31 protein-coding genes and 1 pseudogene are annotated in these 24,084 nt (G+C 33.6%); 9 read left to right on the top strand and 23 right to left on the bottom strand.

Features of this window, described 5'->3' with window-relative positions:
• On the bottom strand, window positions 1–1,043 hold a 1,043-nt coding region (locus PHI38_RS04150; RefSeq protein ID WP_299853151.1), incomplete at its 3' end, for an HAD-IC family P-type ATPase.
• Between the two features lie 129 nt (window positions 1,044–1,172).
• Here PHI38_RS04150 and rlmB point away from each other — a divergent pair.
• A complete protein-coding gene (gene rlmB, locus PHI38_RS04145; protein WP_299853149.1) occupies window positions 1,173–1,922 on the top strand; it encodes a 23S rRNA (guanosine(2251)-2'-O)-methyltransferase RlmB in 750 nt (249 codons plus the stop codon).
• Here rlmB and PHI38_RS04140 read toward each other — a convergent pair.
• Together PHI38_RS04140 and PHI38_RS04135 are read right to left on the bottom strand one after the other, a co-directional pair.
• Window positions 1,912–2,508: a Wzz/FepE/Etk N-terminal domain-containing protein gene (locus PHI38_RS04140; RefSeq protein ID WP_299853147.1), complete on the bottom strand. Its 597-nt coding sequence runs from the start codon at window positions 2,506–2,508 to the stop codon at window positions 1,912–1,914. The genes rlmB and PHI38_RS04140 overlap by 11 nt on opposite strands.
• Window positions 2,509–2,579: 71 nt before the next feature.
• The gene (locus tag PHI38_RS04135; protein ID WP_299853145.1) at window positions 2,580–2,900 is read right to left on the bottom strand and encodes a co-chaperone YbbN; all 321 of its coding nucleotides are present in this window, start codon (window positions 2,898–2,900) and stop codon (window positions 2,580–2,582) included.
• Between the two features lie 52 nt (window positions 2,901–2,952).
• Here PHI38_RS04135 and PHI38_RS04130 point away from each other — a divergent pair, with 52 nt between their 5' ends.
• Together PHI38_RS04130 and PHI38_RS04125 are read left to right on the top strand one after the other, a co-directional pair.
• Window positions 2,953–3,861, top strand: a complete 909-nt coding sequence (locus PHI38_RS04130) for an AEC family transporter (RefSeq protein ID WP_299853143.1) — start codon at window positions 2,953–2,955, stop codon at window positions 3,859–3,861.
• A complete protein-coding gene (locus PHI38_RS04125; RefSeq protein WP_299853141.1) occupies window positions 3,858–4,532 on the top strand; it encodes an endonuclease III domain-containing protein in 675 nt (224 codons plus the stop codon). The genes PHI38_RS04130 and PHI38_RS04125 overlap by 4 nt, the downstream gene beginning before the upstream one ends.
• A gap of 52 nt (window positions 4,533–4,584) precedes the next feature.
• Here PHI38_RS04125 and PHI38_RS04120 read toward each other — a convergent pair whose 3' ends face one another.
• From PHI38_RS04120 to PHI38_RS04025, 20 genes are all read right to left on the bottom strand, one after another.
• Complete coding sequence (locus tag PHI38_RS04120; protein ID WP_299853139.1) at window positions 4,585–4,836, bottom strand: helix-hairpin-helix domain-containing protein; 252 nt, start codon at window positions 4,834–4,836, stop codon at window positions 4,585–4,587.
• A gap of 188 nt (window positions 4,837–5,024) precedes the next feature.
• Window positions 5,025–6,944: a transketolase gene (gene tkt / locus PHI38_RS04115; RefSeq protein ID WP_299853137.1), complete on the bottom strand. Its 1,920-nt coding sequence runs from the start codon at window positions 6,942–6,944 to the stop codon at window positions 5,025–5,027.
• A gap of 17 nt (window positions 6,945–6,961) precedes the next feature.
• Complete coding sequence (locus PHI38_RS04110) at window positions 6,962–7,810, bottom strand: polyprenyl synthetase family protein (RefSeq protein ID WP_299853135.1); 849 nt, start codon at window positions 7,808–7,810, stop codon at window positions 6,962–6,964.
• Between the two features lie 12 nt (window positions 7,811–7,822).
• The gene (locus tag PHI38_RS04105; protein WP_299853133.1) at window positions 7,823–8,788 is read right to left on the bottom strand and encodes a PDZ domain-containing protein; all 966 of its coding nucleotides are present in this window, start codon (window positions 8,786–8,788) and stop codon (window positions 7,823–7,825) included.
• 1 nt (window position 8,789) lies between these two features.
• Window positions 8,790–9,098: a YbaB/EbfC family nucleoid-associated protein gene (locus tag PHI38_RS04100; RefSeq protein ID WP_299853131.1), complete on the bottom strand. Its 309-nt coding sequence runs from the start codon at window positions 9,096–9,098 to the stop codon at window positions 8,790–8,792.
• 4 nt (window positions 9,099–9,102) lie between these two features.
• On the bottom strand, window positions 9,103–9,468 hold the full coding sequence (gene panD / locus PHI38_RS04095) for an aspartate 1-decarboxylase (RefSeq protein WP_299853129.1): 366 nt from the start codon (window positions 9,466–9,468) through the stop codon (window positions 9,103–9,105).
• Window positions 9,469–9,471: 3 nt separating this feature from the next.
• On the bottom strand, window positions 9,472–9,846 hold the full coding sequence (locus PHI38_RS04090) for a (2Fe-2S) ferredoxin domain-containing protein (RefSeq protein ID WP_299853127.1): 375 nt from the start codon (window positions 9,844–9,846) through the stop codon (window positions 9,472–9,474).
• 91 nt (window positions 9,847–9,937) lie between these two features.
• The gene (locus tag PHI38_RS04085; protein ID WP_299853125.1) at window positions 9,938–11,239 is read right to left on the bottom strand and encodes a UDP-N-acetylmuramoyl-L-alanyl-D-glutamate--2,6-diaminopimelate ligase; all 1,302 of its coding nucleotides are present in this window, start codon (window positions 11,237–11,239) and stop codon (window positions 9,938–9,940) included.
• A complete protein-coding gene (locus tag PHI38_RS04080; protein ID WP_299853123.1) occupies window positions 11,229–11,819 on the bottom strand; it encodes a hypothetical protein in 591 nt (196 codons plus the stop codon). Before PHI38_RS04080 ends, PHI38_RS04085 begins: the two co-directional genes overlap by 11 nt.
• Before the next feature lie 16 nt (window positions 11,820–11,835).
• Window positions 11,836–12,111, bottom strand: a complete 276-nt coding sequence (locus PHI38_RS04075; protein WP_299853121.1) for a NifU family protein — start codon at window positions 12,109–12,111, stop codon at window positions 11,836–11,838.
• A 79-nt stretch (window positions 12,112–12,190) separates the two neighbouring features.
• The gene (locus PHI38_RS04070; RefSeq protein ID WP_299853119.1) at window positions 12,191–13,423 is read right to left on the bottom strand and encodes an aldo/keto reductase; all 1,233 of its coding nucleotides are present in this window, start codon (window positions 13,421–13,423) and stop codon (window positions 12,191–12,193) included.
• 160 nt (window positions 13,424–13,583) lie between these two features.
• A complete protein-coding gene (gene rplQ, locus PHI38_RS04065) occupies window positions 13,584–13,934 on the bottom strand; it encodes a 50S ribosomal protein L17 (RefSeq protein ID WP_299853117.1) in 351 nt (116 codons plus the stop codon).
• Between the two features lie 18 nt (window positions 13,935–13,952).
• Window positions 13,953–14,945: a DNA-directed RNA polymerase subunit alpha gene (locus PHI38_RS04060; protein WP_299853115.1), complete on the bottom strand. Its 993-nt coding sequence runs from the start codon at window positions 14,943–14,945 to the stop codon at window positions 13,953–13,955.
• Between the two features lie 26 nt (window positions 14,946–14,971).
• Entirely contained in the window at window positions 14,972–15,598 is a 627-nt protein-coding gene (gene rpsD, locus PHI38_RS04055) for a 30S ribosomal protein S4 (RefSeq protein WP_299853113.1), read from the bottom strand.
• An 11-nt stretch (window positions 15,599–15,609) separates the two neighbouring features.
• Window positions 15,610–16,002 (bottom strand): 30S ribosomal protein S11, encoded by a 393-nt coding sequence (gene rpsK, locus PHI38_RS04050; RefSeq protein WP_299853111.1) that lies wholly within the window; start codon window positions 16,000–16,002, stop codon window positions 15,610–15,612.
• 10 nt (window positions 16,003–16,012) lie between these two features.
• Window positions 16,013–16,375 (bottom strand): 30S ribosomal protein S13, encoded by a 363-nt coding sequence (rpsM, locus tag PHI38_RS04045; RefSeq protein WP_299853109.1) that lies wholly within the window; start codon window positions 16,373–16,375, stop codon window positions 16,013–16,015.
• Between the two features lie 2 nt (window positions 16,376–16,377).
• Window positions 16,378–16,491, bottom strand: a complete 114-nt coding sequence (gene rpmJ / locus PHI38_RS04040) for a 50S ribosomal protein L36 (RefSeq protein ID WP_011371958.1) — start codon at window positions 16,489–16,491, stop codon at window positions 16,378–16,380.
• Between the two features lie 275 nt (window positions 16,492–16,766).
• A complete protein-coding gene (locus tag PHI38_RS04035; RefSeq protein ID WP_299853105.1) occupies window positions 16,767–17,111 on the bottom strand; it encodes a hypothetical protein in 345 nt (114 codons plus the stop codon).
• Window positions 17,112–17,169: 58 nt separating this feature from the next.
• Window positions 17,170–17,850: a phosphatase PAP2 family protein gene (locus tag PHI38_RS04030; protein ID WP_299853103.1), complete on the bottom strand. Its 681-nt coding sequence runs from the start codon at window positions 17,848–17,850 to the stop codon at window positions 17,170–17,172.
• Window positions 17,840–19,762, bottom strand: a complete 1,923-nt coding sequence (locus PHI38_RS04025) for an LTA synthase family protein (protein WP_299853101.1) — start codon at window positions 19,760–19,762, stop codon at window positions 17,840–17,842. The genes PHI38_RS04030 and PHI38_RS04025 overlap by 11 nt, the downstream gene beginning before the upstream one ends.
• A gap of 205 nt (window positions 19,763–19,967) precedes the next feature.
• On the opposite strand from PHI38_RS04025, the gene PHI38_RS04020 reads away from it, so the two are divergent.
• The 6 genes and pseudogenes from PHI38_RS04020 to PHI38_RS03995 all read left to right on the top strand — a co-directional run.
• A complete protein-coding gene (locus PHI38_RS04020) occupies window positions 19,968–20,327 on the top strand; it encodes a diacylglycerol kinase (protein ID WP_299853099.1) in 360 nt (119 codons plus the stop codon).
• 3 nt (window positions 20,328–20,330) lie between these two features.
• Window positions 20,331–21,005, top strand: a complete 675-nt coding sequence (locus tag PHI38_RS04015) for a response regulator transcription factor (RefSeq protein WP_299853097.1) — start codon at window positions 20,331–20,333, stop codon at window positions 21,003–21,005.
• On the top strand, window positions 20,998–22,461 hold the full coding sequence (locus tag PHI38_RS04010) for an ATP-binding protein (protein WP_299853095.1): 1,464 nt from the start codon (window positions 20,998–21,000) through the stop codon (window positions 22,459–22,461). The genes PHI38_RS04015 and PHI38_RS04010 overlap by 8 nt, the downstream gene beginning before the upstream one ends.
• Window positions 22,462–22,628: 167 nt before the next feature.
• Window positions 22,629–22,940: a metalloregulator ArsR/SmtB family transcription factor gene (locus PHI38_RS04005; protein WP_299853093.1), complete on the top strand. Its 312-nt coding sequence runs from the start codon at window positions 22,629–22,631 to the stop codon at window positions 22,938–22,940.
• Window positions 22,933–23,331, top strand: coding sequence for an arsenate reductase ArsC (locus tag PHI38_RS04000; RefSeq protein ID WP_299853091.1), 399 nt, complete (start codon window positions 22,933–22,935; stop codon window positions 23,329–23,331). Before PHI38_RS04005 ends, PHI38_RS04000 begins: the two co-directional genes overlap by 8 nt.
• A pseudogene (locus tag PHI38_RS03995) lies at window positions 23,331–24,084 on the top strand (ArsB/NhaD family transporter); the annotation flags it as partial. The gene PHI38_RS04000 and the pseudogene PHI38_RS03995, both read left to right, overlap by 1 nt.

Here is a 24,084-nt window from a genome sequence, read left to right as displayed (position 1 = left end):
ATAAAAAATGTCACGATAGAGCTAAAAACTACAGCCGGAACAAAGTAACCAGCTACAACATCAACGAGTTTTTGTATTGGTGCGCGGGAGCGTTGTGCGTGTGAGACCATCTCTATAATTTTTGCTAATAGTGTATCTGAGCCAATTTTCTGTGCTTTCATAAGCAGAGTGCCATTTGAGTTTATGGTTGCACCTATAAGTTTCTCTCCTGCAAATTTCTCTACCGCGATAGGCTCACCCGTAACCATCGATTCATCTACGCTACTTCTTCCCTCTATTACCTCTCCATCAACTGGGATTTTCTCACCAGGGCGGATGCGAAGTGTATCTCCTATCTTTACATCTTCAATACTTATATCCTCTTCATCTCCATTTTCTCTAACAAGCCGTGCTATCTCTGGAGAGAGTTCTAAGAGAAGTTTTATAGCATCATTTGTTTGTGAGCGAGCACGAAGTTCAAGTACTTGTCCTAAAAGAACAAGCGTTACTATGACTGAAGCTGCCTCAAAATAGACATGAACCAGACCATCCCTCATCTGCATTAAAGGTGGAAAGATGCTTGGCATAAAAAGTGCAGTAGCGCTATAAACCCAAGCAACAAAAACACCAAGTGCGATAAGAGTAAACATATTTAGGTTCATTGTACGCAGAGAGTTTAAGGCACGAACAAAGAATGGCCAACCTCCCCAAAACACAACTGGAGTAGCTAAGAAAAACTCTATATACTGAATCATCTTCATACTTACGCCATCAGGGAGTAGAGACGCAAACATATCCACACTCATAGCTAAGATAAACACCGGAAGAGTAAGAACAACACTTATCCAGAAGCGACGCTTCATATCTGTAAGCTCTTTGTTTTCTTCATCAGTCTCAACATCTACGGCTTCTAGTGCCATACCACATTTAGGGCATGAGCCAGGATGGTCTTGAATCACTGCAGGGTGCATAGGACAAGTGTATTGTCTTTTGTTTTTTATAGCTGGTATTTCTATATTACATGTAGCTTTGTCGTCGCAATAAGATTTTTCATTTGTATTCATATCTCAATCCTCTATGTTCTCAGTAAAAAAAAGTATATCACTATTTTCTCAGCTATAGCTTTACTCTATTAATTAACGTAAAACATAAAATAGTGTAAAATTCTGCTCAATTAAATAAAAGGCACAATTTTGCAAGATTCACAAGAGTATAAAGATAAAAAAGCATATTTTGAGAAACTAATTACTCTTTATGGCAGAAACGTAGTTATAGAAATTTTACAAGACAATGCAATAGAAATACATAAACTACACCTCTCCATCTCCAATAAGAGTGATGGAGCTATAGAGACTATTCTCTCTTTAGCAAAAAAAAGAGATATAGCAATTGCGTATCATGATAAAAATGCACTTAGTCGTATAAGCAAAAACGCAAAACAAGATCAAGGTGTTGCAATTGATATTATCGCGACCTCGTATAAAAATGCAAATGAGATAAAAAATCTAAAAAAATTCAAACTTTTAGCACTCGATGGCATCCAAAACCCACAAAACTTAGGAATGATTATTCGCTCATGTGCCGCAGGATATGTCGATGGAATCATTCTTCCTAAGAAAAATAGTGCAAAAATCTCACCACTTGTGATAAAAGCAAGTGCAGGAACACTTTTCAAGCTCCCAATTTACTACTGCAATACTTTAGATGAAGTTTTAAAAGAGTTGAAAGAGACAAAGATATATCTTCTCTCTTCTCATGCAAAAAAAAGTATTTATGATTTACAACAGCAAGATAAGTCTATATTTGTTCTTGGAAATGAGAGCGATGGAGTCTCAAAGGAGATTGAAGCGCTTTGTAACGACTCTATAAATATCCCTATGAATAGAGATGTAGAGTCTTTAAATGTAGCAGTTACTGCCTCTTTAATCGCTTTTATGCGCTAAGAGGTTTATTTTTCTCTTCTCTAAAGAAGTTCAATAAAAAAGCTATAAATATAGATAAGATTAAACCTGTTACAAAAGCCACTGTAACGATTAATCTTTTTTTAGGTTTATTTATTGGCTCATCTAATATTATAATATTGCCTATTTGTTTTGATAAAATAACATTCTCATAAAATAATGATTGGTTTTTATGTTTTTCTATAATAAAGTCTTTTACTTGATTTAATTTATTAGTAATAAGTTTTTTATCTTCATTATCAAAACTAATCTCTAATAATTTCGTTGTTCCTTTTAATATTGAAGCATCTACTTTTAATTCTATTTTTAAAATTCCTACTAAATCATTTACATTTTCAATAATTACAGGTACAAAATTTTTATTTTGGATTTGCCCAATTTCCATATAAATCTTTCCTTGATAAATTGGAGTTGGATTTTTCAATACTACATATACAATTGAGGCAATAGTTACAATCATTGTAAATAAAACTATAAACACTTTTTTGTCCCAAATAGTTTCAAACAACTCTCTTAAATCTATCTCATCTTCTTGGTATCTATTATTTTGAAATTCAGTTTTATTCATTATTTTATAACTCCATATTTTTTAAAAACGTTATAGTACATATTTTTCTCTTTGTATATTATTATAAAGTCTTATGAAATCATAACTTCATAAGGCCTTTTTATCTCTCTTATAACCTCATTAACACTCATGTGGCGAGATTTTCTTAGAAACTCTTTGCCATCCAAAAAGACTAAAACAGTAGGAATAGTAAAAACACTAAAGTTTGCCGCTATCTCTTGCTCTATTGATATATCAACACTCACTATCTTAAACTCTTTAAAATTTTCATCTATCGCTTCTAGTAGCTTTGGCTTTAGAGCATGACATACGTTACAGGTAGGTGCTGAGAAGTAGAGCATTACTGCTAGATTCTCTTTTATAACTCCATTTATCTCTTCCATACTCTGCATCTATTGCCCCTTTTGTAGTGCGAAATTATACACTATTTGCTATAATCGCTTCATGAGTTCAATACTATTTTCAATCTTGGCTATTTATATCTTTATAGTTTTAGGCTTTGTCGCGAAGATGAGCTTTAAAGAGCGTATTGATGAAAAAACTATAACGATAATAAGTGTATATTTTTTACAAGTTTTTCTGACATTTTGGGGACTTCTTATCCGCCCTGTTGATGTCACGCTTCTCTTTGCTCCATCGATCTATCTTTTTATCATAATCTTAGTACTTTTTATATCAGCTTTTGTAGCAAAGAGACTATTTAAAGATAAAAAAGAGTACTCCATAGCAATAATTGCAGCGGTTATAGGAAACACGGGAAATTTAGGCATTCCACTAAATATCGCTATTTTTGGAGAGGAGTCTATCCCCTACACAACTGTTATAAACCTAATGAATGTAATCATCGTCTATACGGTTGGCGTTTACTACTACTCACGAGGAACTTTTAACATCAAATCTTCACTGATAAACATCCTAAAACTTCCTTTTCTTTGGGCAGCTGCCTTTGCCTTAGCTCTTAGTGCATATGGTTATAGACCGAGTGAAGAAGTTATGAGTGCACTTATGATGGGAGCTTACGCCTCTATAGTTATGCAACTCTTTTTGTTTGGAATGTATCTATATGGAACTAAGATAAGTGAGATAAGCAAAAAACTAACCCTCTGGGTTATGAGCGTGAAGTTTATCGCCCTTCCAGCTCTTACTTTTTTGATTCTCTATTTTATCGAACTAGACTCTATGATAAAAGGAATAGTTTTCATAGAATTACTAGTTCCTCTAGCCATTGCAAATGTGAACTTTGCCTCACTTTATGATTGTAAGCCAAAAATTGTGACAGCACTTGTATTTATCTCCTCTATTATATTTTTAGGAGCTATTTATGTTGGAATTAGACTGCTAGAGTATTTATGAGCAAGATATATCGTATCTATAAAACTCTCTATGAACTATACGGTCCTCAAGGTTGGTGGCCGATAATAGGTCATGGATATCACAAACTAGACTACTCCTTTCCAAAAAACCAAGATGAGATATTTGAAGTCTGCTTAGGCTCAATTTTAACTCAAAATACAACTTTTACTTCAGTTGTAAAATCATTAAATAATTTGCATATTAAAGGTGCCCTAAATATAGATAGCATAGAAGCTATGGATATTGAGGAGTTAAAAGAGGCTATCAAGCCCTCTGGATATTTTAATCAAAAAACAAGATATATTTTGGAGTTTATAAGATTTTACAAAAACCTTGATGGTAGCGTACCAACAAGAGAAGCACTTTTAAGTGTTATTGGGATTGGTGAAGAGAGTGCTGATTCTATACTTTTATATGGATATAACCAGAGAGAATTTAAGGTAGATGCTTACACTAAAAGATTTTTAATTGAACTTGGTCTTATTAGTGCAAATGCTAAATACAAAGATATTAAAAACCTTATGGAAGTATCACTAAAGAAATCTATAAAAGATGATAACGAGCTTCTTAAAACATATCAAGAGTTTCACGCTTTAATAGTGGCGCATGGAAAAAGATACTATTCAAAAAAACCTTATGGGATTGGATGTGTTTTAAAAGATGTTGTTTAAATATTATATTAAAAAGCTTACATGTATGTAGAGTACATGTAAGCTTAAATAACTACTTTTTACAGCTACTTGCTTCAAGATTTGACTTGTTCTTTTCTAAAAACTTATCGCCAAATCCTTTTACCTTTTTTATCTCTTCAACGCCATTAAAGCATTTATGCTCTTTTCTATAATCTAAAATAGCATTTGCTTTTGCTTCACCAATACCTTTTATCTCCATAAGCTGAGCTTTATCAGCTTTGTTGATATCAACTGCGCCAAAACACAACGTAGCTCCAATAAGTAAGACAGAAAATAACTTCATTTATAACTCCTTTTAACATAAGATGTTTTATTATATATACATAAAATAAAACGAATATTAATTTTTAACAAAAAATTATTAAATATTTTATATTATCTATTTTTGTAACACTTTATAATATTTTTTGGGGGTTATGTTTTAAATGGGGTTTATTATTTTAACTGTTGGCGATTTGCCAACAGTTATATCTATATGATTTTAGACAGAACACTCTCTACTGAGAAACCAAATTTCTCAAAAAGCTTATCAGCAGGCGCTGAAGCTCCAAAAGTATCCATTCCGATAACTTCATCAGCAAAACGGTACCACTCTAAACCTCTTGCTGCTTCAATCGCAACTTTTTTATTCTGAGGCTTAATGATTGAGTCTATGTACTCTTTATCTTGCTCTATAAAAAGGTCATAACATGGAACTGAAACAACATCAGCCTTTATACCTTTTGCATTTAATGCATCTTTTGTGTTAAGTGCTAACTCTACTTCACTTCCACTAGCCATAAGCGTTATAGTTGAGCCTTCATCGCTTGCTAAAAGATATCCACCTCTTGAAGCAGAACCTTTTAGAGCACATGGTAGAACTGAGAGATTTTGACGTGAACAAACAAAAGCTGATGGAGATTTACTCATCTGTAGAGCTACTTGCCAAGCTACAATGTTCTCGGCACCATCTGCTGGACGCCAGACATAGAAGTTTGGGAGTGCTCTAAATTGACTTAAATGCTCTATTGGCTGATGAGTAGGTCCATCTTCACCAACACCAATGCTATCATGCGTCCAGATAAAAAACTGTTGGATTCCAGTTAGTGCTGCTATACGAGCCGCTGGTTTTAGATAGTCTGAGAAAACAAAAAAAGTAGCCGAGAATGGCATAAGAGGTCCATAAAGTGCAATGGCGTTTGTGATAGATGCCATTGCATGCTCACGAATACCAAAGTGAATATTTTTCCCCTTTGGATAAGCTCCCATATCTATAAGTTCTGTTTTGTTTGATGGGCTAAGGTCAGCTGAACCACCCAAGAAGTTAGGAAGAGCTCTAGCAATAGCATTTAAAATCTTTCCGTTTGTGTTTCTTGTTGCATCTGCTTTATCAAAACTCGGCCATACTATTCTTGAGAAGTCTGGATTTTGAAGTGCAGCTAATGCCTCATTTTGCTCCATCAAAGGAAGAGTCTTTAAGCTATGAATCCACTCACGCTCTGCTAAATCTCCCTTTTCTACAGCACATCTAAAACGCTCAAAAACATCTGCATCTACATGAAATGTTTTAGTTGAGTCGAACCCAGCTGCTGCTTTTGATGTTGCGATTACATCAGCTCCGAGTGGCGCACCATGAGAGTGATGAGATCCCTCAAGACTAAGAGCACCTTTTGCAATGATTGTATGAGCTATGATAAGTGTCGGTTTAGAGTTAGATTTTGCAGTTGTAATTACACTCTCAATCTCATCAAAATCATGACCATCGCACTCTAATACACTCCAGTTTTGTGACTCAAAGCGAAGACGAATATTTTCACTTATACTCAAATCAGTTGAACCTTCAATAGTTATGCGGTTTGAATCATAAATAAGTATAAGATTATCTAGTTTGTTATGTCCTGCAATAGAACAAGCCTCATAACTTAAACCCTCTTCTAAATCTCCATCACCACATAAACAATAAACTTTATGATCTATCACTTTTGCCGTGTCTGAATTAACTTGAGCACCTACAAATTTTGAAGCCATTGCAAAGCCAACAGCATTTGCAACACCTTGACCAAGTGGTCCTGTAGTTATCTCTACGCCTTCAGTGTGACCATATTCAGGGTGCCCTGGAGTTTTTGAGCCTAGTTGGCGAAAATTTTTCAAGTCATCAATAGTTAAACCATATCCCCAAAGATAATAAAGAGAATATATAAGTCCAGTAGCATGCCCTCCTGAGAAAACAAGTCTATCGCGGTTTAGCCAAGATGGATTTTTTGGATTATGGTTTAAATGCTCACTTAAAACAACTGCTATATCTGAGAGTCCCATAGGCGCCCCTGGGTGGCCAGAGTTTGCACGTTGTACCATGTCTGCTGCTAAAAATCTTATGCTATCTGCCATTTTTTGGCGCATTTTATTACTCATTTTATCTTTGCCTTTTTTTAGTTTTTATGTCTATTTATGTAGTGTGTTAGAAGTTTTGAGAACTCATTTTTTAGTTTCTCATCAAAGCTCTCAATCTCTTGTAAAAGAGTAAGCGCCAAAGTATTTGCCTCTTTTAGTGCTTCATCTAGCCCTAAAATTGTTACAAAACTATTTTTTTGTTCATCATTGTTTGTAAGCTTTCCTGCCTCTTGCGAGCTTTGTGTAACATCCAAAATATCATCTTGAATCTGAAAAAGAAGACCAAGTTTTATACCAAAGTCATAAAGAGTCTGCGCTAGTTTTTCCTCACCTACGATAATTGCACCCATTTTAAGTGAAGCAGCAATAAGCTTTGCTGTTTTGTTTATATGAAGGACTTTTACATCATCTAAACTAAGCATCTTATTTTCAAAATAACAATCAATTGCTTGACCAAGGACCATACCATTAAGCCCGCCATTTGTTGCTAACTCTCTAATAAGTTCTACTCTTGTAAAGTCTGAAAAAGGAGCATTACTTAAAACTTCAAAAGCATATGTATTTAACGCATCCCCTGCTAAAATCGCAGTAACTTCATCAAACAAGACATGAAGTGTTGGCTCGCCTCTGCGAAGTGGAGAGTTATCCATTGATGGTAAGTCATCATGTATGAGTGAGTACGTATGCAAAAGCTCAATTGCGTAAGCTGCGTGGTATGCTCCTCCTACTAAAAGAGGATTATATGCATTTACAACTCCAAGAAGAAGTGCTGGGCGAAATCTTTTCCCTCCAGCAAGGAGCATTTTTTGAACTGCCTCTTCGTATGTTGGGTGTATACTTTTTGAAGTTGGTAGATGATTTAGTAGAAAATTTTCAAAGTTTTGCATGCGAAATTGTATCTAATTTACTTTCACAAAAAACTGAAAATGCTCTCTTTCAAAAAGAAGATTTAGAGGATTTTTAAGATTGTATGTTTCATCAAATATGTCTTGTGCATCTTTAATGTATTTAGTGTTAGCTTGGAGTAGTCTATCTCCCAGTTTAAGCTCAAAGTGCTCTGCTTTTTTTTCTATTTTTATAATGAGGAGATTTTTATCAAAGGACAAACCTAAAAATTCTAAATATACATTATCTACTCTTTTTTGTGTTATTGCTTTTAAAGTGAGTATTTTATTCTCTCTTTTAACCTTTATACTATGAGTAGAGCCAACTAAGCCAAAGAGCATATCTCTCATAAATGATGCGCTATCTTTAACTCTCTTTGAATCAAGTTCTAAGATAATATCTCCCACTTTTAGCTGATTTAATTTTACAAATGGGTTACTCTCTTTTACAACTACTGAGGATTTTTCATCTTTTACTCTAATTCCAAAGTCGCCATAAGATACATTTTTTATCTTTATAAATCGCTCTATATACTCTTTTTCTATGATTCCTCTCTCTGTCACAATGCCCTCTAAATCACAACAGCTATTAAGAAGAACACTTGGAGAAGAGAGTGGTTGGCTAAATACTGCAAAGTTCTCTAGTCCAAGTTGTTTTTTTACTATCTTGCCTTTTATTGCTTTATGATTGTCAACTCCAATAAGACCTAATGAAAGCTTATTATTTATTTTGAAAGGGTATTTGAATTTTCTTGTATCTTGGATGATATATAGAGATAAAAATGGATCATGTTTGAGTATTTTTTCTTTTGGAGGAGTTCTTGAGAAGATTAGTAGTTGATTGTTTTGTATGGGGATTTGTACTCTTTGCTCTGTTATTGCACATGAATCAAAGACTTTTTGCTTGCAAGACTGAGTGCCACCTTTACATGCATATAGATTTAAAAAAAGTAAACTAAGTGCTAAGAGTAGCTTTAACAATCTACTTACCCCCAAAAGGGTTTGTTTTGCCTAATATTCCTAGAGCACTATTTTGTCTATTTTGCTCAACCATTTTATTAGCATCATTTATTGCGCCAATAAGCAGAATTTCTAATGATTTTTTATCATTTAGAAGTGAAGTATCAATAGCTATATCAGTTACTTCACCACTCCCATTTATAGTGATATCTACCATTCCGCCACCACTTTTTACGTTAAAAATTTTAGACTCAAGTTCACTTTGAAGTTTTTTTGCATTCTCTTGCATACCTTCAAGCATTTTACTCATATCACCTAAATTTCCAAACATAACTCTAGATACTCTCTAAAATTTCTTCTATATTATTATCTTCATTTACTAAAACAACTGTAGGTTTATAAGTTTGTAGCTCTTTTTCATCATATGTAGCGTAAGCAACTATAATGACTTTATCACCTTTATGAACTTTTCTAGCGGCTGCGCCATTTAAACAAACATCTCTCTTACCACGCTCGCCTAAGATAATATATGTTGAAAATCGCTCACCATTATTGATGTTTAAAATCTCAACTTTTTGTCCAACTCTCATCTTAGAAGCCTCTAATAGCTCCTCATCTATAGTTATAGAACCAACATAATTCAAGTTAGCATCAGTAACTGTAGCACGATGAATCTTACTATACAACATCTCTATTGTCATTTTTTACATTCCCATCTGTTTTTTCATATCGCATGGTGAAATTGGCTCATCCCACACTTCAGAACTTATAAGAAACTCTTCAACTACTTTGCCACCAATAATATGCTCTTCTATGATTCTGTCAATCTTCTCTTTTGTAAGCGCTGCATACATAAAATGTCCTGGCTCTACAAGCATAACTGGACCTGAACTACAACGATTTAAACATGAAGTACGAATAGGCTGTACTGTTCCCATGACACCCTCTTTCATCAATTTTTGTGCTAAATGCTGAAACAAATCTTGAGTCTGCGGTGTAACACATGAAGGTTTTGGCATACCCGGAGGAGCCGATTGTTCACACTTAAATATATAAAATGCTGGTTGAGGAATTCCCATAAAAACCACCCTTATAAAAAATTTTAGCAATTATATCGAAAAAGGATAAGATAAAAAACAGCACATGTACAGAAGTTCATATACTTAAGATTTAAATTACTTTACTCTTTAATATCTCTCTCACCACTTCTCTATCATCAAATGGAAGCTTCTGGTCATATATGATTTGATAAGTTTCATCACCTTTTCCAAGGATTACAACAACTTCATCATTTTTTTGCTCAAAAAGAGCATTCTCAATCGCTTTTCTTCTGTTTAGCTCAACTACAGCAATGCTCTTATCTTCAATACCTTCTAAAATATCATTTACAATCTCTTGTGGATCTTCATTTCTTGGATTATCACTTGTGATGTATAGTTTTTTTGCTAAACTAGCCGCAACTCTGCCCATGAGAGGTCTTTTGATTTTATCTCTATCTCCACCAGCTCCAAAAACAACTAAAAGTTCTTTCTCTTTTAGTGCATTTAAAACTTGTTGTATTCCATCTGGAGTGTGTGCAAAATCTACTATTACATTTGGATTCTCGCTAACTTGCTCCATTCTTCCACTTACCCCAGCAAAATTATCAACTACCGCTGCTACATCTTCAAGTTTTTTACCACTTAGAAGGTGCGTTGCTGCGATTGCTGCCATAAGATTGTAAAGATTGAAAAAACCATGTAGAGCAGATGTAAAAGGAACAACTTCACCAAAATGCTGAATGATTCCGCTTGATGCATTGTTTAGTGAATATGCAATTAGCCTATATGTTGCTGAGTTTTCTATACCATACGTAAACGTATTTTTAAAATTAAATGATGATTTTGGCTCATCTTTATTGATAAGTTTTCTGCCATCATCTTGGAAAAAACTATTTTTTACTGCAATATACTCACCAATCGTTTTATGAAAATCAAGGTGATCTTGTGTGATATTTGTAAGAACTTTAAGCTCAAAAGTAAGCCCTTCTACTCTTTTTTGCACAATCGCATGAGAGCTTACTTCCATTATAAAAAAATCACACTCTTCACTTACTGCTTGGTAGATATGTTTGTACGTATTTAAGAGCGATGGAGTAGTTAGTGTCTTCTCCTCTATAACTTTGTCGTTCATAAAAAAGCCACGTGTTCCTTGCATAGCCACTTTGTAACCTAAATCAAGTAAAAAAGAGTATATCGCACTAGCAGTTGTAGTTTTACCATTTGTTCCTGTAATACCTACAATCTTTATCTTATCAATTCCAAATAGTTTTGCAACTTCTTTTATATTTATAATAGAGTGCGCACCATTATCTTTTGCATTTTGAAGATATTTCTCATTTTGCGGAGTTAAGACAAAAGCTGTTTGCGCATCACACTCTTGTGAATTTTCTGTTATATATCTAAAGGCTTCTTGTGGTATCTCAATTTTCAACTATTTTACCTTTTGCTAATTTTTTAAGAAGCTTTCTAAGTACCATATCACTTGGATAAACGCTTAGAGCATTCTCAAGGTATGTAAGCGCCATCTCTGTAAAGTTATTTTCTATCAACTTATCTAAAAAATCAACAAAATCCTCTTTTTGAGTAATAATAACACGGGTTGAGAACATTATGTTTTCAAATATCTCTTTAAAATTTCCGCCCTCGTCCACTAGTTTTTTAAAATCTTGGTATAAAATTCCATCTTCAAGCTCTACTCTATCTCGCAGAGGCTCTGAAAAGACTTCTCTTAACTTCTCTAATGAACCATCCATAGTTTTTAATATTTCACTCATAATAGCATCAGCTTGTTCTTTATCTTCTTCTTTTAAAACCTCATAGTAGTCAAAAAGTGCCTCAGCACCGCCTTCGCCACTAAGTGCCATTTCTGCTAATATTACGCCATTATAAGCCTCTCTAGAATTAGGAAAATTTTGCAAAACTGAAGCAAACTTTTCTAATGCATTCTTATAATCAGACTTTGTGAAGCTCTCTTTAGCTTGTGATAATATTTTAAATTTACTAATTGCCATTTTTTCTGCCATTTTTTTATAAATTGTCTATATCGTTTTCCATACCAACTGGTACATTTATGACTGTTATATCTGGATGGATATCCATCTTTAGTTGTCTCTCTACTCCATATTTTAGAGTAGTTCCACTACTTGCACATCCAATACAAGCACCTTTTAATTGAATATATACTGTTGAGTTTTTAACTGTTAAAAAACTTATATCTCCGCCATCTAATGCTAAAGAAGGACGAACTTTATCAATTACGTTTCTCACTGGATTCATTAACTCTTCATCTGTAAATGGAATCATGCCCATCCTTTAAAATTTATATCTTTATTACCTTGATAAGATATGACAAAATCCCTTAACAAGCGATAAAAGATATCATCTATCCTCTTAAGCAAAGGATTTCATGTATATACAAAGGCTTTCTCATTCCAACAATTATATAATCGACATTTTCGCATTTCATTAAAAATTTAATTGCAGCCTCTTGCATTGGGATGTGAGGTTCTTTAAAAAACTCTTTCAGCTCGTCTCTTGTACGCACTGAGCACTCATACTCAACCATTTTGCGGTACTCTATCAAAAATAGATTAATTGAGTTAATGATATTTTCTCTCTCATCTGCTTCAAATTTTTCTAATGCCTTTTTTATATGTGGAATTATCTGCGTATAAAGAAAAATGTCGTAACTGCCTATCCAATCAAACTTGTGTTTTGAAGCTTCCATCTCTTCTAAAAGATTATAAAGAATTCTAAACTCATCTTTATCACAAAACTCTATAAGCTCATTAAAGTAGTGGTAATAGTCTCTACTCTCTGTATAATCAGCCAATCTGTACATTTTATTTAAGTACCTTGCATTAAGAGGTCTGTTTGCTAAAACCCTCAACCCATTTTTCTTTGCCCACGAGGCGCATTTTAGTCCATCAATCTCTAACATATTTATAGGAAGCTCTATTGTAGTAAAACTATGTTTTTTATTTTTTACAATTGTTGCTGCATTTTGAGCTAAAGTTAGAAGATCTTCATAAGGTAGAAATTCATCATCACTCTCAAGAAGCGAAAAGCTATTTGAGCTAATACCATATGATGAAATTCTTCCTTTTTTTATCTCCTCTTCTAAACCAACAAAAGCATCTTCTATTCTTCTATACATCTCATCTAATCTATAATCTTTTGGGATATTATTTTTTATAGCTTCTATGATATAGTATTCAGGATTATGAATTAGATAACACCCTATACTAGTGGCTTCTAAGCGCTTTAGTGAGGCAGTTAGCTCTTCATGCATAAACTCTTTTGAGATACAGTGGTAGCAATCTTCAGTATATTTAACAACATCTTTTGAGTATTTTTTCTCTGCTAAATTTGCTCTGTATTCATGAAGTGAACTACCTTGGATGTATCCAAATTTACTTACTATCTCAACTTCATTTTTAATGTCACTCTCAGCTAGTCTCATAGCAAGAGCTATTGCTCTTTCTGCTCCACCATCCATATAGTTTGATGAAGTATCAATCAGCGTTATACCGGCTTCAATAGCCTCTTTTAGTGCTTGGATATGTTGAGGGTTTAAATCACTTATTCTATAAGTTCCAAATGCGAAATTACTCATAATGTCTCTCTTTGTATTTTAAGTATTTTAGGATTGGGAAGTTTAGCTAAGTGGTTTACATAATTAAAAGCACAATTATTGTGTGTGGGCTTGACGCAGAGTCTTTCCCTTAGGGTAAACTCAACGTTAGCGTAGGATAAGAGACTTTAGTCCTTCTCCGTTATACTAATTCTATGAAAGCCATAGTAGTAGCATCACCACGACGAATACGTGTTCTAGTAATTCTAGTATAACCACCAGCACGATCAACGTACTTTGGAGCTATTTCATTTACTAAAGTTTTTGTTGCTTCTTTACTTTGAAGCGCCGCGAATACTGCTTTATGAGCATTTGAATCATTCTTACCAGCAACTGTGATAAGTTTTTCAACATAAGAGCGTAACTCTTTTGCTTTTTCTACAGTAGTTTCAATTTTACCATGTTCAATTAACGAAATACTAAGGTTTTTCAGTAAAGCTGCACGGTGTGAGCTTGTACGACCTAGTTTACGGTATCCATGACGATGTCTCATCTATAATTCCTCTTTAGCTTATAAAGCTTCTATTTTCTTTTTTAATGCACTTACTACATCATCTGTAAGATCGCCACCAACTTCATAACCAAACTCTTGAAGTTTTTCTACAATCTCATCATATGATTTTTTACCTAGGTTTTTAACATTTTTAAGATCATTTGTACTCATTAATGCTATTTCACCTATTAGTTTAATGCTTGAGCGATCAAGACAGTTAAAACTTCTTGCACTTAAACCTAAACTATCGATATGCGCTGTTAATTTTTTTAGATCTGGGCTCTCTTCAGCTCTCTCTATTGTAGCTGGAGCTTTTACACTAATCTCACTATTAAATACAGCAAGTTGAGCATACATAACTTCTAATGAATTTCTAAATGCATCTAATGGGCTTATTTGTCCATCAGTTCTGATATTTATAATAACTCTCTCAAAGTTAGGGTTATCTTCAACCAATACATTTTCGATTTTATATGTTGCACTACGAACAGGAGTAAAGTAAGCATCTAGTGCTATATAACCCTCTTGTAGTTCATCATATGTATCTTCACTAGCAACGTAGCCGATACCTTGTGCGATTCTAATACTAAAGTTTAGTGTAGAGTCTTCATTTAGTGTAGCAAGGTGAGAATTTGGAGTAACTATCTCAACTTCATCATTTGAAAGATCGCCACCTTTTATATCACAAGGACCGGTAAAACTGTAGCTAACCTCTGCTTCAGTAGCACCACCAAGTAGCTTGAAACGAATATCTTTAAGATTTAAAATAAAATCTGAAATATCTTCAAGCATACCACGCACTGAATCGAACTCATGCTTAGCGCCTTCAATCTTAATAGCTATTGGTGCACAACCAACTGAACTACTTAACAAAAAGCGGCGAAGTGGATGAGCTAAAGATATAGCAAATCCAGTTTCAAAAGGATACGCCATTATATTAGCTTCATTCTCACTAATTTGTTCTACCTCAAACTCTTGAGGAGCAAGTGGAATAATTTTAATCTTTTTCATGTCTCTTACGCCTTTTATTTTAACTATTATTTCGAGTAAAGTTCAACGATTAAACGCTCTTCTACTGGTATAACAACTTCCTCACGCTCTGGTAAACGAGTAAAGATACCGAATTTTTTATCAGCATCAATATCAACCCATGGAGCTAGACCAGTTTGACTTGTAAGTTCAATTGCGCGAACAATTTGAGAGTTGTTTTTACTACTCTCACGAATCTCAATTTTTTGTCCTGGTCTTACACGGTAAGAAGGGATATCTAGTTTTGCGCCATCTACTAAAAGGTGACCATGCGTAACTAATTGGCGTGCAAAACGACGAGTTGTAGCAAATCCCATACGATAAACAACGTTATCTAATCTTTGCTCAATTAAAGTAACAAGGTTTGTACCTGTGTTTCCATCTCTTCTTTTTGCTTCAACGAATAGTGCGCGGAATTGCTTCTCAGAAACACCATACATGAATTTTGCTTTTTGCTTTTCATTTAACTGTAAACCGTATTCAGATACTTTTTTACGACGCTGACCGTGCTGACCTGGAGCATAAGGACGTTTTTCTAATGCAGATTTACCTGCTAAACGACGCTCTCCTTTTAGGTTAAGGCTAACTCCAAATCTTCTCTCGATTTTCTCTACTGGACCTCTATATCTTGCCATCAGTAATCTCCTTAAACTCTACGGCGCTTAGGCGCACGACATCCGTTGTGTGGTAATGGAGTAACATCTTTCATAAATGTTACACGAATACCTTCAATTCCGCCAACTGCTTTAGTTGCAGTTTCTCTTCCTGAACCAGGACCTTGAACTTTAATACCAAGTTCTTTTATACCATGTACTTGAGCTTTTGCTATCGCATCTTCTACAGCTGCTTGAGCCGCAAATGGAGTAGATTTTTTGCTACCTTTAAAACCAAGGCTACCAGCAGAACTCCAAGCAATCATGTTACCCATATCATCTGTAATAGTTACAAGTGTATTGTTAAATGATGCAGAGATATGACAAATACCACGTGCAATATTTTTCTTTACTACTTTTTTTCTAACAGCTTTTCTTTTTGCCATCTATTAATCCTTACGCTGCGCCGACAGTTTTGCGTTTACCCTTACGAGTACGCGCATTTGTCTTAGTTTTTTGACCACGGCATGGAAGACCACGACGGTGACGAAGACCTCTGTATGAACCTAAATCCATAAGTGCTTTAATGTCCATTGCAACTTGTTTACGAAGATCACCCTCAACTACATGACTAGCACGGATTTCTTTTGTAATCGCAGCAACATCATCTTCGCTTAGTTCGTAAACTCTTTTGTTATAGTCTATACCTGTCGCATCTAATATTTTGCGAGAAGCATGAAGACCAATCCCATAGACGTATGTTAAACCATACTCTATTCTCTTTTTCTTTGGTAAATCAACACCTGATATACGAGCCATGGTTATCCTTGTCTCTGTTTATGTTTTTTAACTTTGCAGATCACTCTTACAATGCCTTTTCTCTTAACAACTTTACAGTCGTCACACATCTTCTTAACTGAAGCTCTTACTTTCATCGAAAGTCCTTACAATAAATTCTCATAAAATCTGAATAAAATCCAGCTCTTATTTGTTAATGAAACCTCTAAATTAGCCACACCATTTGCTGTTTGTAGGTTAAGTGTAAATTAACCAATACTTTCGTCTATACACATTTATATAAACAAAAACACTCTAGTCTTTTGTTAAAACAGCAAAGCGGATGTGGATTATACACAAACAAATGTAAAAGATTTATTAAGTTGTTTAGTTTTGTAACTTTCATTTTGTAAAAGCTCTTTTTTTTAACAACTTAATCCCATAATACACTAACTCCATACTCTTCATTTATAGCTATATATTTGTTGTAGTAGATTTTTTTACCATATTTTTTACTCAAAAGCTCCACTTCTATGCTCTCATTTTCTAAAAGCTCTCTTACCTCTTTATATGAAAGCCATTTTCCATACTTTGCTAGTGCATTTTGCCAGATTCTAAAACTGCATGTTGACTCTGCAGTAGGCTCAAACATCTCGCCATCTTCTGTACTCCAGTGAGCATTTGAGCAAGCATAAAGTTTTACTTTTTTGCCGCTTACTTCTTTGTCTCTTACTTCAATGCTGCCATCCTTGCAACATGGGCATTTTCCTAAAATCATAACTTATCCATCTTTTTTTTATAATGATATAAAAAAAATATTCAATCTTTAAAAAATATTACAATTTGCAATATTTATTTACAACTTTTTTTATTATGAGTATTAAAAGCCATGATAATAGCATTGTTATAATTGTATGGCTTAGATAATGGTCTCCAAGAAACATCTTATATAAACCCATGCTCCAGCCAATCGTTAGTGCCACAGTTAAAGCTAAAATCTTATTTCTTCTTGATTCGAAAAGAAAGAAAAGCGACATCAGGGCAAAGCCACCACTTGCATGGCCTGCTGGATAACACTTAAATTTTTTTAAAATCTCTTGTGGCATTGAATCAAGAGCCTTAATGTATGGATAATTTCCACCAAAATAGAGACTATCACATGGACAAGGTACATTTGTTGTAGCTTTTAAGAGCCCAATAACAAATGGAACAATAGCCACGCTTAACCAAACAATCAATAGTCCACTTCTATACTCTTTTAGTTTGATAGCCGAGGCTTTAAATGAGTAAAGATACAAAAACAGAATAAAAACAGTAAATAAAATAATTACTTTTTTCACTCCCGTATAAAAAATAGTATCTAGTAAACTCTCTTTTACATGTTTTAGCATCCACTTATTAGAAACATTATCATAAAAAAAACTCTCTACAAATAGGTCTATATTAGTAAACTCAAAAAGAAAAAATATGCTTATTAAGATTATAAAAGTAATTAAAATTTTTCTATCAATTATCATATCTATCTAATTTTTTCTTTTGTAAATAACTTGCACTTTGATAGTAACTAAGTATCTCATCTTTTTTCTCTTTATCTACAGGGATTTCTTTATATTTTGTAGAGAATATATCTTGTTCTAAAACCTTATAGCTGTCTAATTTTTTTCCAACAGAGAGGACACTTAAAACATCATCCTTATATAATCCTAACTTTTGGTATGTTCCAACTAACGCTCTTGGCTCAAATGACTCTTCTAATATATCCCTTCCGTAAAACTTACTCTTGTATGACCAATTTAACATACTAAATAGTGTTGGCATTACATCTATTTGGCTTGAGAGTTTATCAATAACTTGTGGTTTAATAATCTCTGGCGCATAAACAATCATAGGAATATGATATTTATCAAGAGGAAGTTCAACTTTTCCTGCACTTACAGCGCAGTGATCAGCAACTATTACAAAAATAGTGTTTTTAAACCATGGTTTATTTTTAGCTTTACTTAAAAAATCACCGATTGCATAATCAGTATATTTTACAGCACCATCTCTTCCAGTGTGAGATGGCACATCAACACGTCCATTAGGATAGTCATAAGGTCTATGGTTTGTTGTAGTCATAACAAAGCTCATAAACGGTTTGTGTGCATGGTATGAAGCGTCAGCCTCTTTGAGTGTTTTGTTTAACAGATCTTCATCACATACTCCCCAAACAGTATGAAACGTATCCTCCTCGTTGCTAAAGTTTGATCTATCTACGATATCAAACCCATTATTTGAGAAGAACTCATTCATGTTATCAAAATAGCCATATCCACCATAAATAAATTTTGTCTCATACCCTTTATCGCGAAATATAAAACCGCTTGAGTACATGTTATGATTATCTGGCCGCTTAACGATAGAGCGTCCCGGCATCGGAGGAACAGAGAGTGTAATAGACTCCATACCTCTTATGGTTCTTGTTCCAGTTGCATAAAAATTATTAAAGAACATACTCTCTTTTATGATTGAATCAAGATTTGGGGTTAATCCTTTATCCCCTCCAAGAGACTCGAGGAATTTCCCACTTAAACTCTCAACAACTATCATAACTACATTGTAATCTTTCTCTTGACCATTGTTTACTATATCTCTTGTGACTCCACCATCATTTAAAAACGTAGAGTTAGTTGATGATAAAGACTTCTTTAGGTTAGATACAGCACTCAGTTCATCCTCACTAAGATAAAATGTATCATAATCAAGAGTGTTATTTCTAAAAGCACCAAAGAGCGAATAAAGCCCAGATTTACTTAACTCGTTGTTGTACTGATTTGTAGAAAATTTTGAGAAGCTATCTGTTACTTGGGCAAAAGAGATTATTGGTATAAGAAGATAGATTAGAGTCGGTTTTACTCTTTGTTTCATACTGCTTTTATCTCTTAAGAGATTCTCAACTCTTTTTGTTTTATATAAAAGATAAAAAAGCACTCCTGAAGTCATTGCTATAATGCTCAAAAGCAGTCCCATTGGGTAAGACTCTTTTATATTTCCTATCACTTCTTTTGTATAGATTAGATAATCAACTGCTATAAAGTTAAATCTTACACTAAACTCATCCCAGAAAAACCACTCACTAAATGCAAGAAAAACTGCACCAAACAAAAGAACATAAGTAAAGGCATAAGCAAGATATCTATGAACTTTATGGTTGAAGATTTTTTGCGGAATTAAAAATAGATAGATTACAAAAGGAATAACTAAATATCCAGCACTTATAAAATCATAAAAAGCACCAATAATATAAATCTTTAATATCTCTAAAATGGATAAACTCACTACATCTATTGATTTAACCAGAAGCACTGTTCTTGTTATGGTAGAGATTACTAAAAAAAACCAAAAGACTATCCCTATAAAATGAAATCTGCTTCTCATACTATCTTGCATAAAAATCCTTAAAATAAATTGTGAAAGATTAGGCTATAGTGATGAAATCAAAGTGAAGTAAGGATGAATTTTTCTTCATATATAAATATGAACAGATTGTCATTTTCTGTTCATATTGTTTTAATAAAATAGTGATAATTTTTTACAAACGAAAATAGAGCTTTATCTACTAAAGAATCTATAACAAACCTAAGGATTAAGCCAATTGAGAAATCAACCTAAATATAATTTTTTTAAAAACACATCTTATGCAATAAAGGGATTAAAAGATTTGCTACGTAGTGAAACCTCATTTAAGATTGAACTCTTTGTAGCTATTGCTTTAGTTCCTGTTATTTTCTTCCTAGATGCCTCTATTACTAACAAGCTGCTTATGTTTATAACACTCTTTGGCATGTTAATAGCAGAGGCTATCAACAGCGCTATTGAGAGGGTTGTTGATTTGGTTACGCTTGAGCATCATCCTCTTGCTGGACGGGCAAAAGACATAGGAAGCAGTGTTGTTTTTTTATCTATCTCTGTTTTTGTAATAACTTGGATTTTGATAATTTGGGAAAGCTTATAACTCATGAAAATATTGGTTGTTGAAGACGATGAAAAAATTGCCTCTTTTATAAAAAAGGGCTTGCAAGAAGAGGCATATAGTGTTGATGTTACAACTAATGGGTATGAAGCTATCTATCTTGTAGAGACTAATGCTTATGATTTAGTTTTGCTAGATTTGATGATTCATGGGCTTAGTGGAGTGGATGTTTGTAAAAATATAAGAGGCAAAAATATAACCACTCCAATCATTATGCTAACTGCAAGAGACTCTGTTAAAGATAAGGTTGAGGGGCTTGATAGCGGAGCAAATGATTATCTGACAAAACCATTCTCATTTGAGGAGCTTCTAGCTCGTATCCGCGTAAAACTGCGAACTACCTCAACACTCTCAAGTGCCATAACTATAGCTGATTTAACTATAGATACGGCTCGGCGTGAAGTAAAGCGCCAAGATAAAAAAATCAACCTAACCGCAAAAGAGTACGCCCTGCTTGAATACTTAGCAAGGAACCAAAAAAAGCTCTTAAGTGAGACTATCATCAAAGAGAATCTTAGCGATATGGCGGAGATGAGTATGAGTAATATTGTAAATGTATATATCTACCGTTTGCGCAATAAAATAGATAAAGATTATGAGCTAAAACTTATCCACACTGTAAGAGGACTCGGTTATATGCTAAGTGATAAAAATGTTTAAAAGCCTAAGGTTAAAACTTCTCTTTTATTTCTTTATTATAAATTTTATAATTCTTTTTATTTATGGCGGTTTTATATATATCACAGCAAAAAAGGCTGTCTTAAATACAACAGACACTCAGCTTAAAATGATCTCATTAGATGTTGTACCTGAATTTAAAGACAATGCTTATCCAAATGCTCAAAAGTTTGAATATCGGCTACCAGAATTTAAAGATAACGTTTATCCAAACGCAAAAGAGTTTACGGCTCAACTCCTAGATGAGTTTTTAATTGATCCTCTTTTTTTAAAAATCATCTACTATAACAAAGAGAGTAAAACTATAGAATATGAGAGTACCTCTTCGCAAGAGATGAGCCATCTCTTTGAGATACCTCTTAATGTGATGGGCCATATTAATGGCATCTACTACTTCAACAAAGATATCTATCGTGTAAGTTCTATGCTGATTTTTGAAAAAGACAATAGTAAAGTTTTTATACAGCTAGCTATTGAAAACGACATTGATTCCCCATATGTTAAGCAACTTTCATATAGTTTGATTGTTGCAACTCCGATTATTTTAATACTCTTTCTTCTTATTGCAAATATGCTTATAAATAAGACTCTCTTGCCTGTAAAAGGTGTTGTAGAGTCTGTAAAATCAATCTCTGCAAATAGCCTCTCAAAGCGCATAAGCACAGATAACATTCCAAGCGAGATAAAAGAGCTTGTTACCACTTTCAACCATCTTCTAAACAACCTAGAAGACTCTTTTAACAAGATTACCTCATTTACTCATGACGCCTCGCATGAGCTAAAAACCCCTCTAACTGTTATTCGCGGAGAGATAGAAGTAGCCCTAAAACAAGAAAGATCAGCAGAGGAGTACAAAGATATCTTAAAGGATATTTTAGAAGAGAGCATTAGTATTCAAAAGATAATAAATCAGCTCCTTTTTCTTGCTAAAAAAGATACCTCTGAGATGAAGAGCAATTTTTTAGAGATATATTTAGATGAGTTAGTTACAGATACAGCTTTGAGAATGAGAAAATTAGCCAAAGATAAAAATATAGATATAGTTATAAAAAAGATTATCCCATCAACAATATACGCGAATGAGACACTTTTAAAAATCGCTATCAATAATATCATCAAAAACGCAATAACCTATAGCAATAACGACACAGTTATAGAGATTTCAATGGATGAGACCAGCCAAGAGTATCTACTTGAAATTAAAGACAACGGGTATGGTATAAACGATGAAGATTTGCCTTTTATATTTGATAGATTTTATAGAGCAGACAAAGCCCGTTCGCGAAAAAATGCAGGGTTTGGTTTAGGGCTCTCTATTGTAAAGATGATTTTAGATATTCATAACTACAAAATTGAACTCAAAAGCATCAAAGATGTCGGCACAACTATAACTATAAAAATTCCAAAAAATAAACTTCTCTTAACTAGGAATATTTAGTAGAAATTATAATATTGGCTATTTCTCTTATTGATTTAAGAAAAACACCTTTATTATGATTTATCTATAAGCTACTTATTTTAAAACTTACAAACAATATATCAACATATCTTGATATATTGTTTGTATCCTGTTATAATTTTGAAAATTCTAACAAGGGGTAGTATATGGATGTTTTTTTAAAAACTATTGGCGCAGTAAATGATTACACTAGAGTTGAGATTCTTCATTATATAAATCAAAGTGGTGAAGTATGTGTCTGTGATATAGAAAATTCATTTTCAATGATTCAATCTCGTATATCAAGACATCTAAAAATTTTAAAAGATGCAGGATTTTTAAAGGTTGACAGACGTGGCAGATGGGCTTTTTACAGTGTTATAGAACCTATAGATGAGTTTAGAGCATCTATTTTAAAAGAGATCAACTCTCTAGAGATAAATATATCATTACAAAAAAAAGGATGCAATCTTGAATAAAAAAATATTAGTCTTATGTACAGGAAACAGTTGTCGCTCTATCATTGCCGAAGCTCTTATAAATGCACATGTAAAAGGTGTTAAAGCTTATAGTGCAGGAGTAAGGGCAAGTGGAGTCGTAAATCCAAATGCAAAAGCAGTTTTGCTTCAAGCTGATATATGGAGAGATGAGTATCACTCAAAAACTACCAAAGAGATAGAAGATATTGATTTTGACTTAGTTATAACTGTATGTGACAATGCAAAAGAGTCATGTCCGATATTTGAAAAAAAGGCGAAAGTTATACATGTAGGCTTTGAAGATCCTGATGGCAAGGAGTACGCAGAGTTTGTTAAAACATTTAATGAGATAAAAACTAAACTCATTCCAATTGTAGAAAATGAGCTCTAATGCTACTTCCATTTTCGATATTTCTTGTAACTCTTGTTTTAATTATTACCCAGCCTCGTGGGTTTCAAATAGGAACTATAGCTATATCTGGCGCAGTTGTCGCACTTGTTTTTGACGTTGTGAATTTTGATGATGTTATAGCTGTTTTTGATATCATCTGGGATGCAACACTCGCTTTTATAGGCATAATTATCTTCTCCATGATTTTAGATAAGATAGGATTTTTTGAATACTGCGCTCTTTGGATGGCAAAACTCTCTGGTGGTAGTGGAAGGAAGATGTTTTTTTACTCTATCATTTTAGGCGCTCTTGTCTCTGCACTCTTTGCAAATGATGGAGCGGCCTTGATTTTAACTCCTATCCTCTTAGCAAAGATGAATATACTAAGATTAAACACAAAAACAATTCTTGCATTTTTACTTGCTGGTGGGTTTATAAGTGATAGTGCCTCTTTGCCTTTTGTATTTTCAAACTTAACAAATATAGTTACAGCTAACTATTTCAACATAGGCTTTGGAACTTTTTTTGCAAATATGATTTTCCCATTTTTCATAAGTACCATAATAAGTATGCTTGTCCTTTGGATAGTTTTGCGCAAAGATATTCCTTTACATGTAGATATAACTCTACTGAAAAATCCAAAAGAGGCTATAAAACACAAAGGGCTATTTAACTTCTCTTGATTCTTCATAGCACTTCTGCTTTGTAGCTATTTTATAGGGGATGCTTATCATCTGCCTATCTCTTTGTTTG

It is taken from the genome of Sulfurimonas sp. (assembly GCF_028694895.1).
GTDB lineage: Bacteria > Campylobacterota > Campylobacteria > Campylobacterales > Sulfurimonadaceae > Sulfurimonas.
Note: the sequence above shows the minus strand (reverse complement) of the source record. Positions and strands in the feature narration are given on the sequence as shown.

What these genes read in the sequence shown, in the direction of transcription:
- PHI38_RS04140 (WP_299853147.1), bottom strand. Translation starts at nt 2,508, where the DNA reads ATGAATAAAACTGAATTTCAAAATAATAGATACCAAGAAGATGAGATA.
- PHI38_RS04135 (WP_299853145.1), bottom strand. Translation starts at nt 2,900, where the DNA reads ATGCAGAGTATGGAAGAGATAAATGGAGTTATAAAAGAGAATCTAGCA.
- PHI38_RS04130 (WP_299853143.1), top strand. Translation starts at nt 2,953, where the DNA reads ATGAGTTCAATACTATTTTCAATCTTGGCTATTTATATCTTTATAGTT.
- PHI38_RS04125 (WP_299853141.1), top strand. Translation starts at nt 3,858, where the DNA reads ATGAGCAAGATATATCGTATCTATAAAACTCTCTATGAACTATACGGT.
- PHI38_RS04120 (WP_299853139.1), bottom strand. Translation starts at nt 4,836, where the DNA reads ATGAAGTTATTTTCTGTCTTACTTATTGGAGCTACGTTGTGTTTTGGC.
- tkt (WP_299853137.1), bottom strand. Translation starts at nt 6,944, where the DNA reads ATGAGTAATAAAATGCGCCAAAAAATGGCAGATAGCATAAGATTTTTA.
- PHI38_RS04110 (WP_299853135.1), bottom strand. Translation starts at nt 7,810, where the DNA reads ATGCAAAACTTTGAAAATTTTCTACTAAATCATCTACCAACTTCAAAA.
- PHI38_RS04100 (WP_299853131.1), bottom strand. Translation starts at nt 9,098, where the DNA reads ATGTTTGGAAATTTAGGTGATATGAGTAAAATGCTTGAAGGTATGCAA.
- panD (WP_299853129.1), bottom strand. Translation starts at nt 9,468, where the DNA reads ATGACAATAGAGATGTTGTATAGTAAGATTCATCGTGCTACAGTTACT.
- PHI38_RS04090 (WP_299853127.1), bottom strand. Translation starts at nt 9,846, where the DNA reads ATGGGAATTCCTCAACCAGCATTTTATATATTTAAGTGTGAACAATCG.
- PHI38_RS04080 (WP_299853123.1), bottom strand. Translation starts at nt 11,819, where the DNA reads ATGGCAATTAGTAAATTTAAAATATTATCACAAGCTAAAGAGAGCTTC.
- PHI38_RS04075 (WP_299853121.1), bottom strand. Translation starts at nt 12,111, where the DNA reads ATGATTCCATTTACAGATGAAGAGTTAATGAATCCAGTGAGAAACGTA.
- PHI38_RS04070 (WP_299853119.1), bottom strand. Translation starts at nt 13,423, where the DNA reads ATGAGTAATTTCGCATTTGGAACTTATAGAATAAGTGATTTAAACCCT.
- rplQ (WP_299853117.1), bottom strand. Translation starts at nt 13,934, where the DNA reads ATGAGACATCGTCATGGATACCGTAAACTAGGTCGTACAAGCTCACAC.
- PHI38_RS04060 (WP_299853115.1), bottom strand. Translation starts at nt 14,945, where the DNA reads ATGAAAAAGATTAAAATTATTCCACTTGCTCCTCAAGAGTTTGAGGTA.
- rpsD (WP_299853113.1), bottom strand. Translation starts at nt 15,598, where the DNA reads ATGGCAAGATATAGAGGTCCAGTAGAGAAAATCGAGAGAAGATTTGGA.
- rpsK (WP_299853111.1), bottom strand. Translation starts at nt 16,002, where the DNA reads ATGGCAAAAAGAAAAGCTGTTAGAAAAAAAGTAGTAAAGAAAAATATT.
- rpsM (WP_299853109.1), bottom strand. Translation starts at nt 16,375, where the DNA reads ATGGCTCGTATATCAGGTGTTGATTTACCAAAGAAAAAGAGAATAGAG.
- rpmJ (WP_011371958.1), bottom strand. Translation starts at nt 16,491, where the DNA reads ATGAAAGTAAGAGCTTCAGTTAAGAAGATGTGTGACGACTGTAAAGTT.
- PHI38_RS04035 (WP_299853105.1), bottom strand. Translation starts at nt 17,111, where the DNA reads ATGATTTTAGGAAAATGCCCATGTTGCAAGGATGGCAGCATTGAAGTA.
- PHI38_RS04030 (WP_299853103.1), bottom strand. Translation starts at nt 17,850, where the DNA reads ATGATAATTGATAGAAAAATTTTAATTACTTTTATAATCTTAATAAGC.
- PHI38_RS04025 (WP_299853101.1), bottom strand. Translation starts at nt 19,762, where the DNA reads ATGCAAGATAGTATGAGAAGCAGATTTCATTTTATAGGGATAGTCTTT.
- PHI38_RS04015 (WP_299853097.1), top strand. Translation starts at nt 20,331, where the DNA reads ATGAAAATATTGGTTGTTGAAGACGATGAAAAAATTGCCTCTTTTATA.
- PHI38_RS04010 (WP_299853095.1), top strand. Translation starts at nt 20,998, where the DNA reads ATGTTTAAAAGCCTAAGGTTAAAACTTCTCTTTTATTTCTTTATTATA.
- PHI38_RS04005 (WP_299853093.1), top strand. Translation starts at nt 22,629, where the DNA reads ATGGATGTTTTTTTAAAAACTATTGGCGCAGTAAATGATTACACTAGA.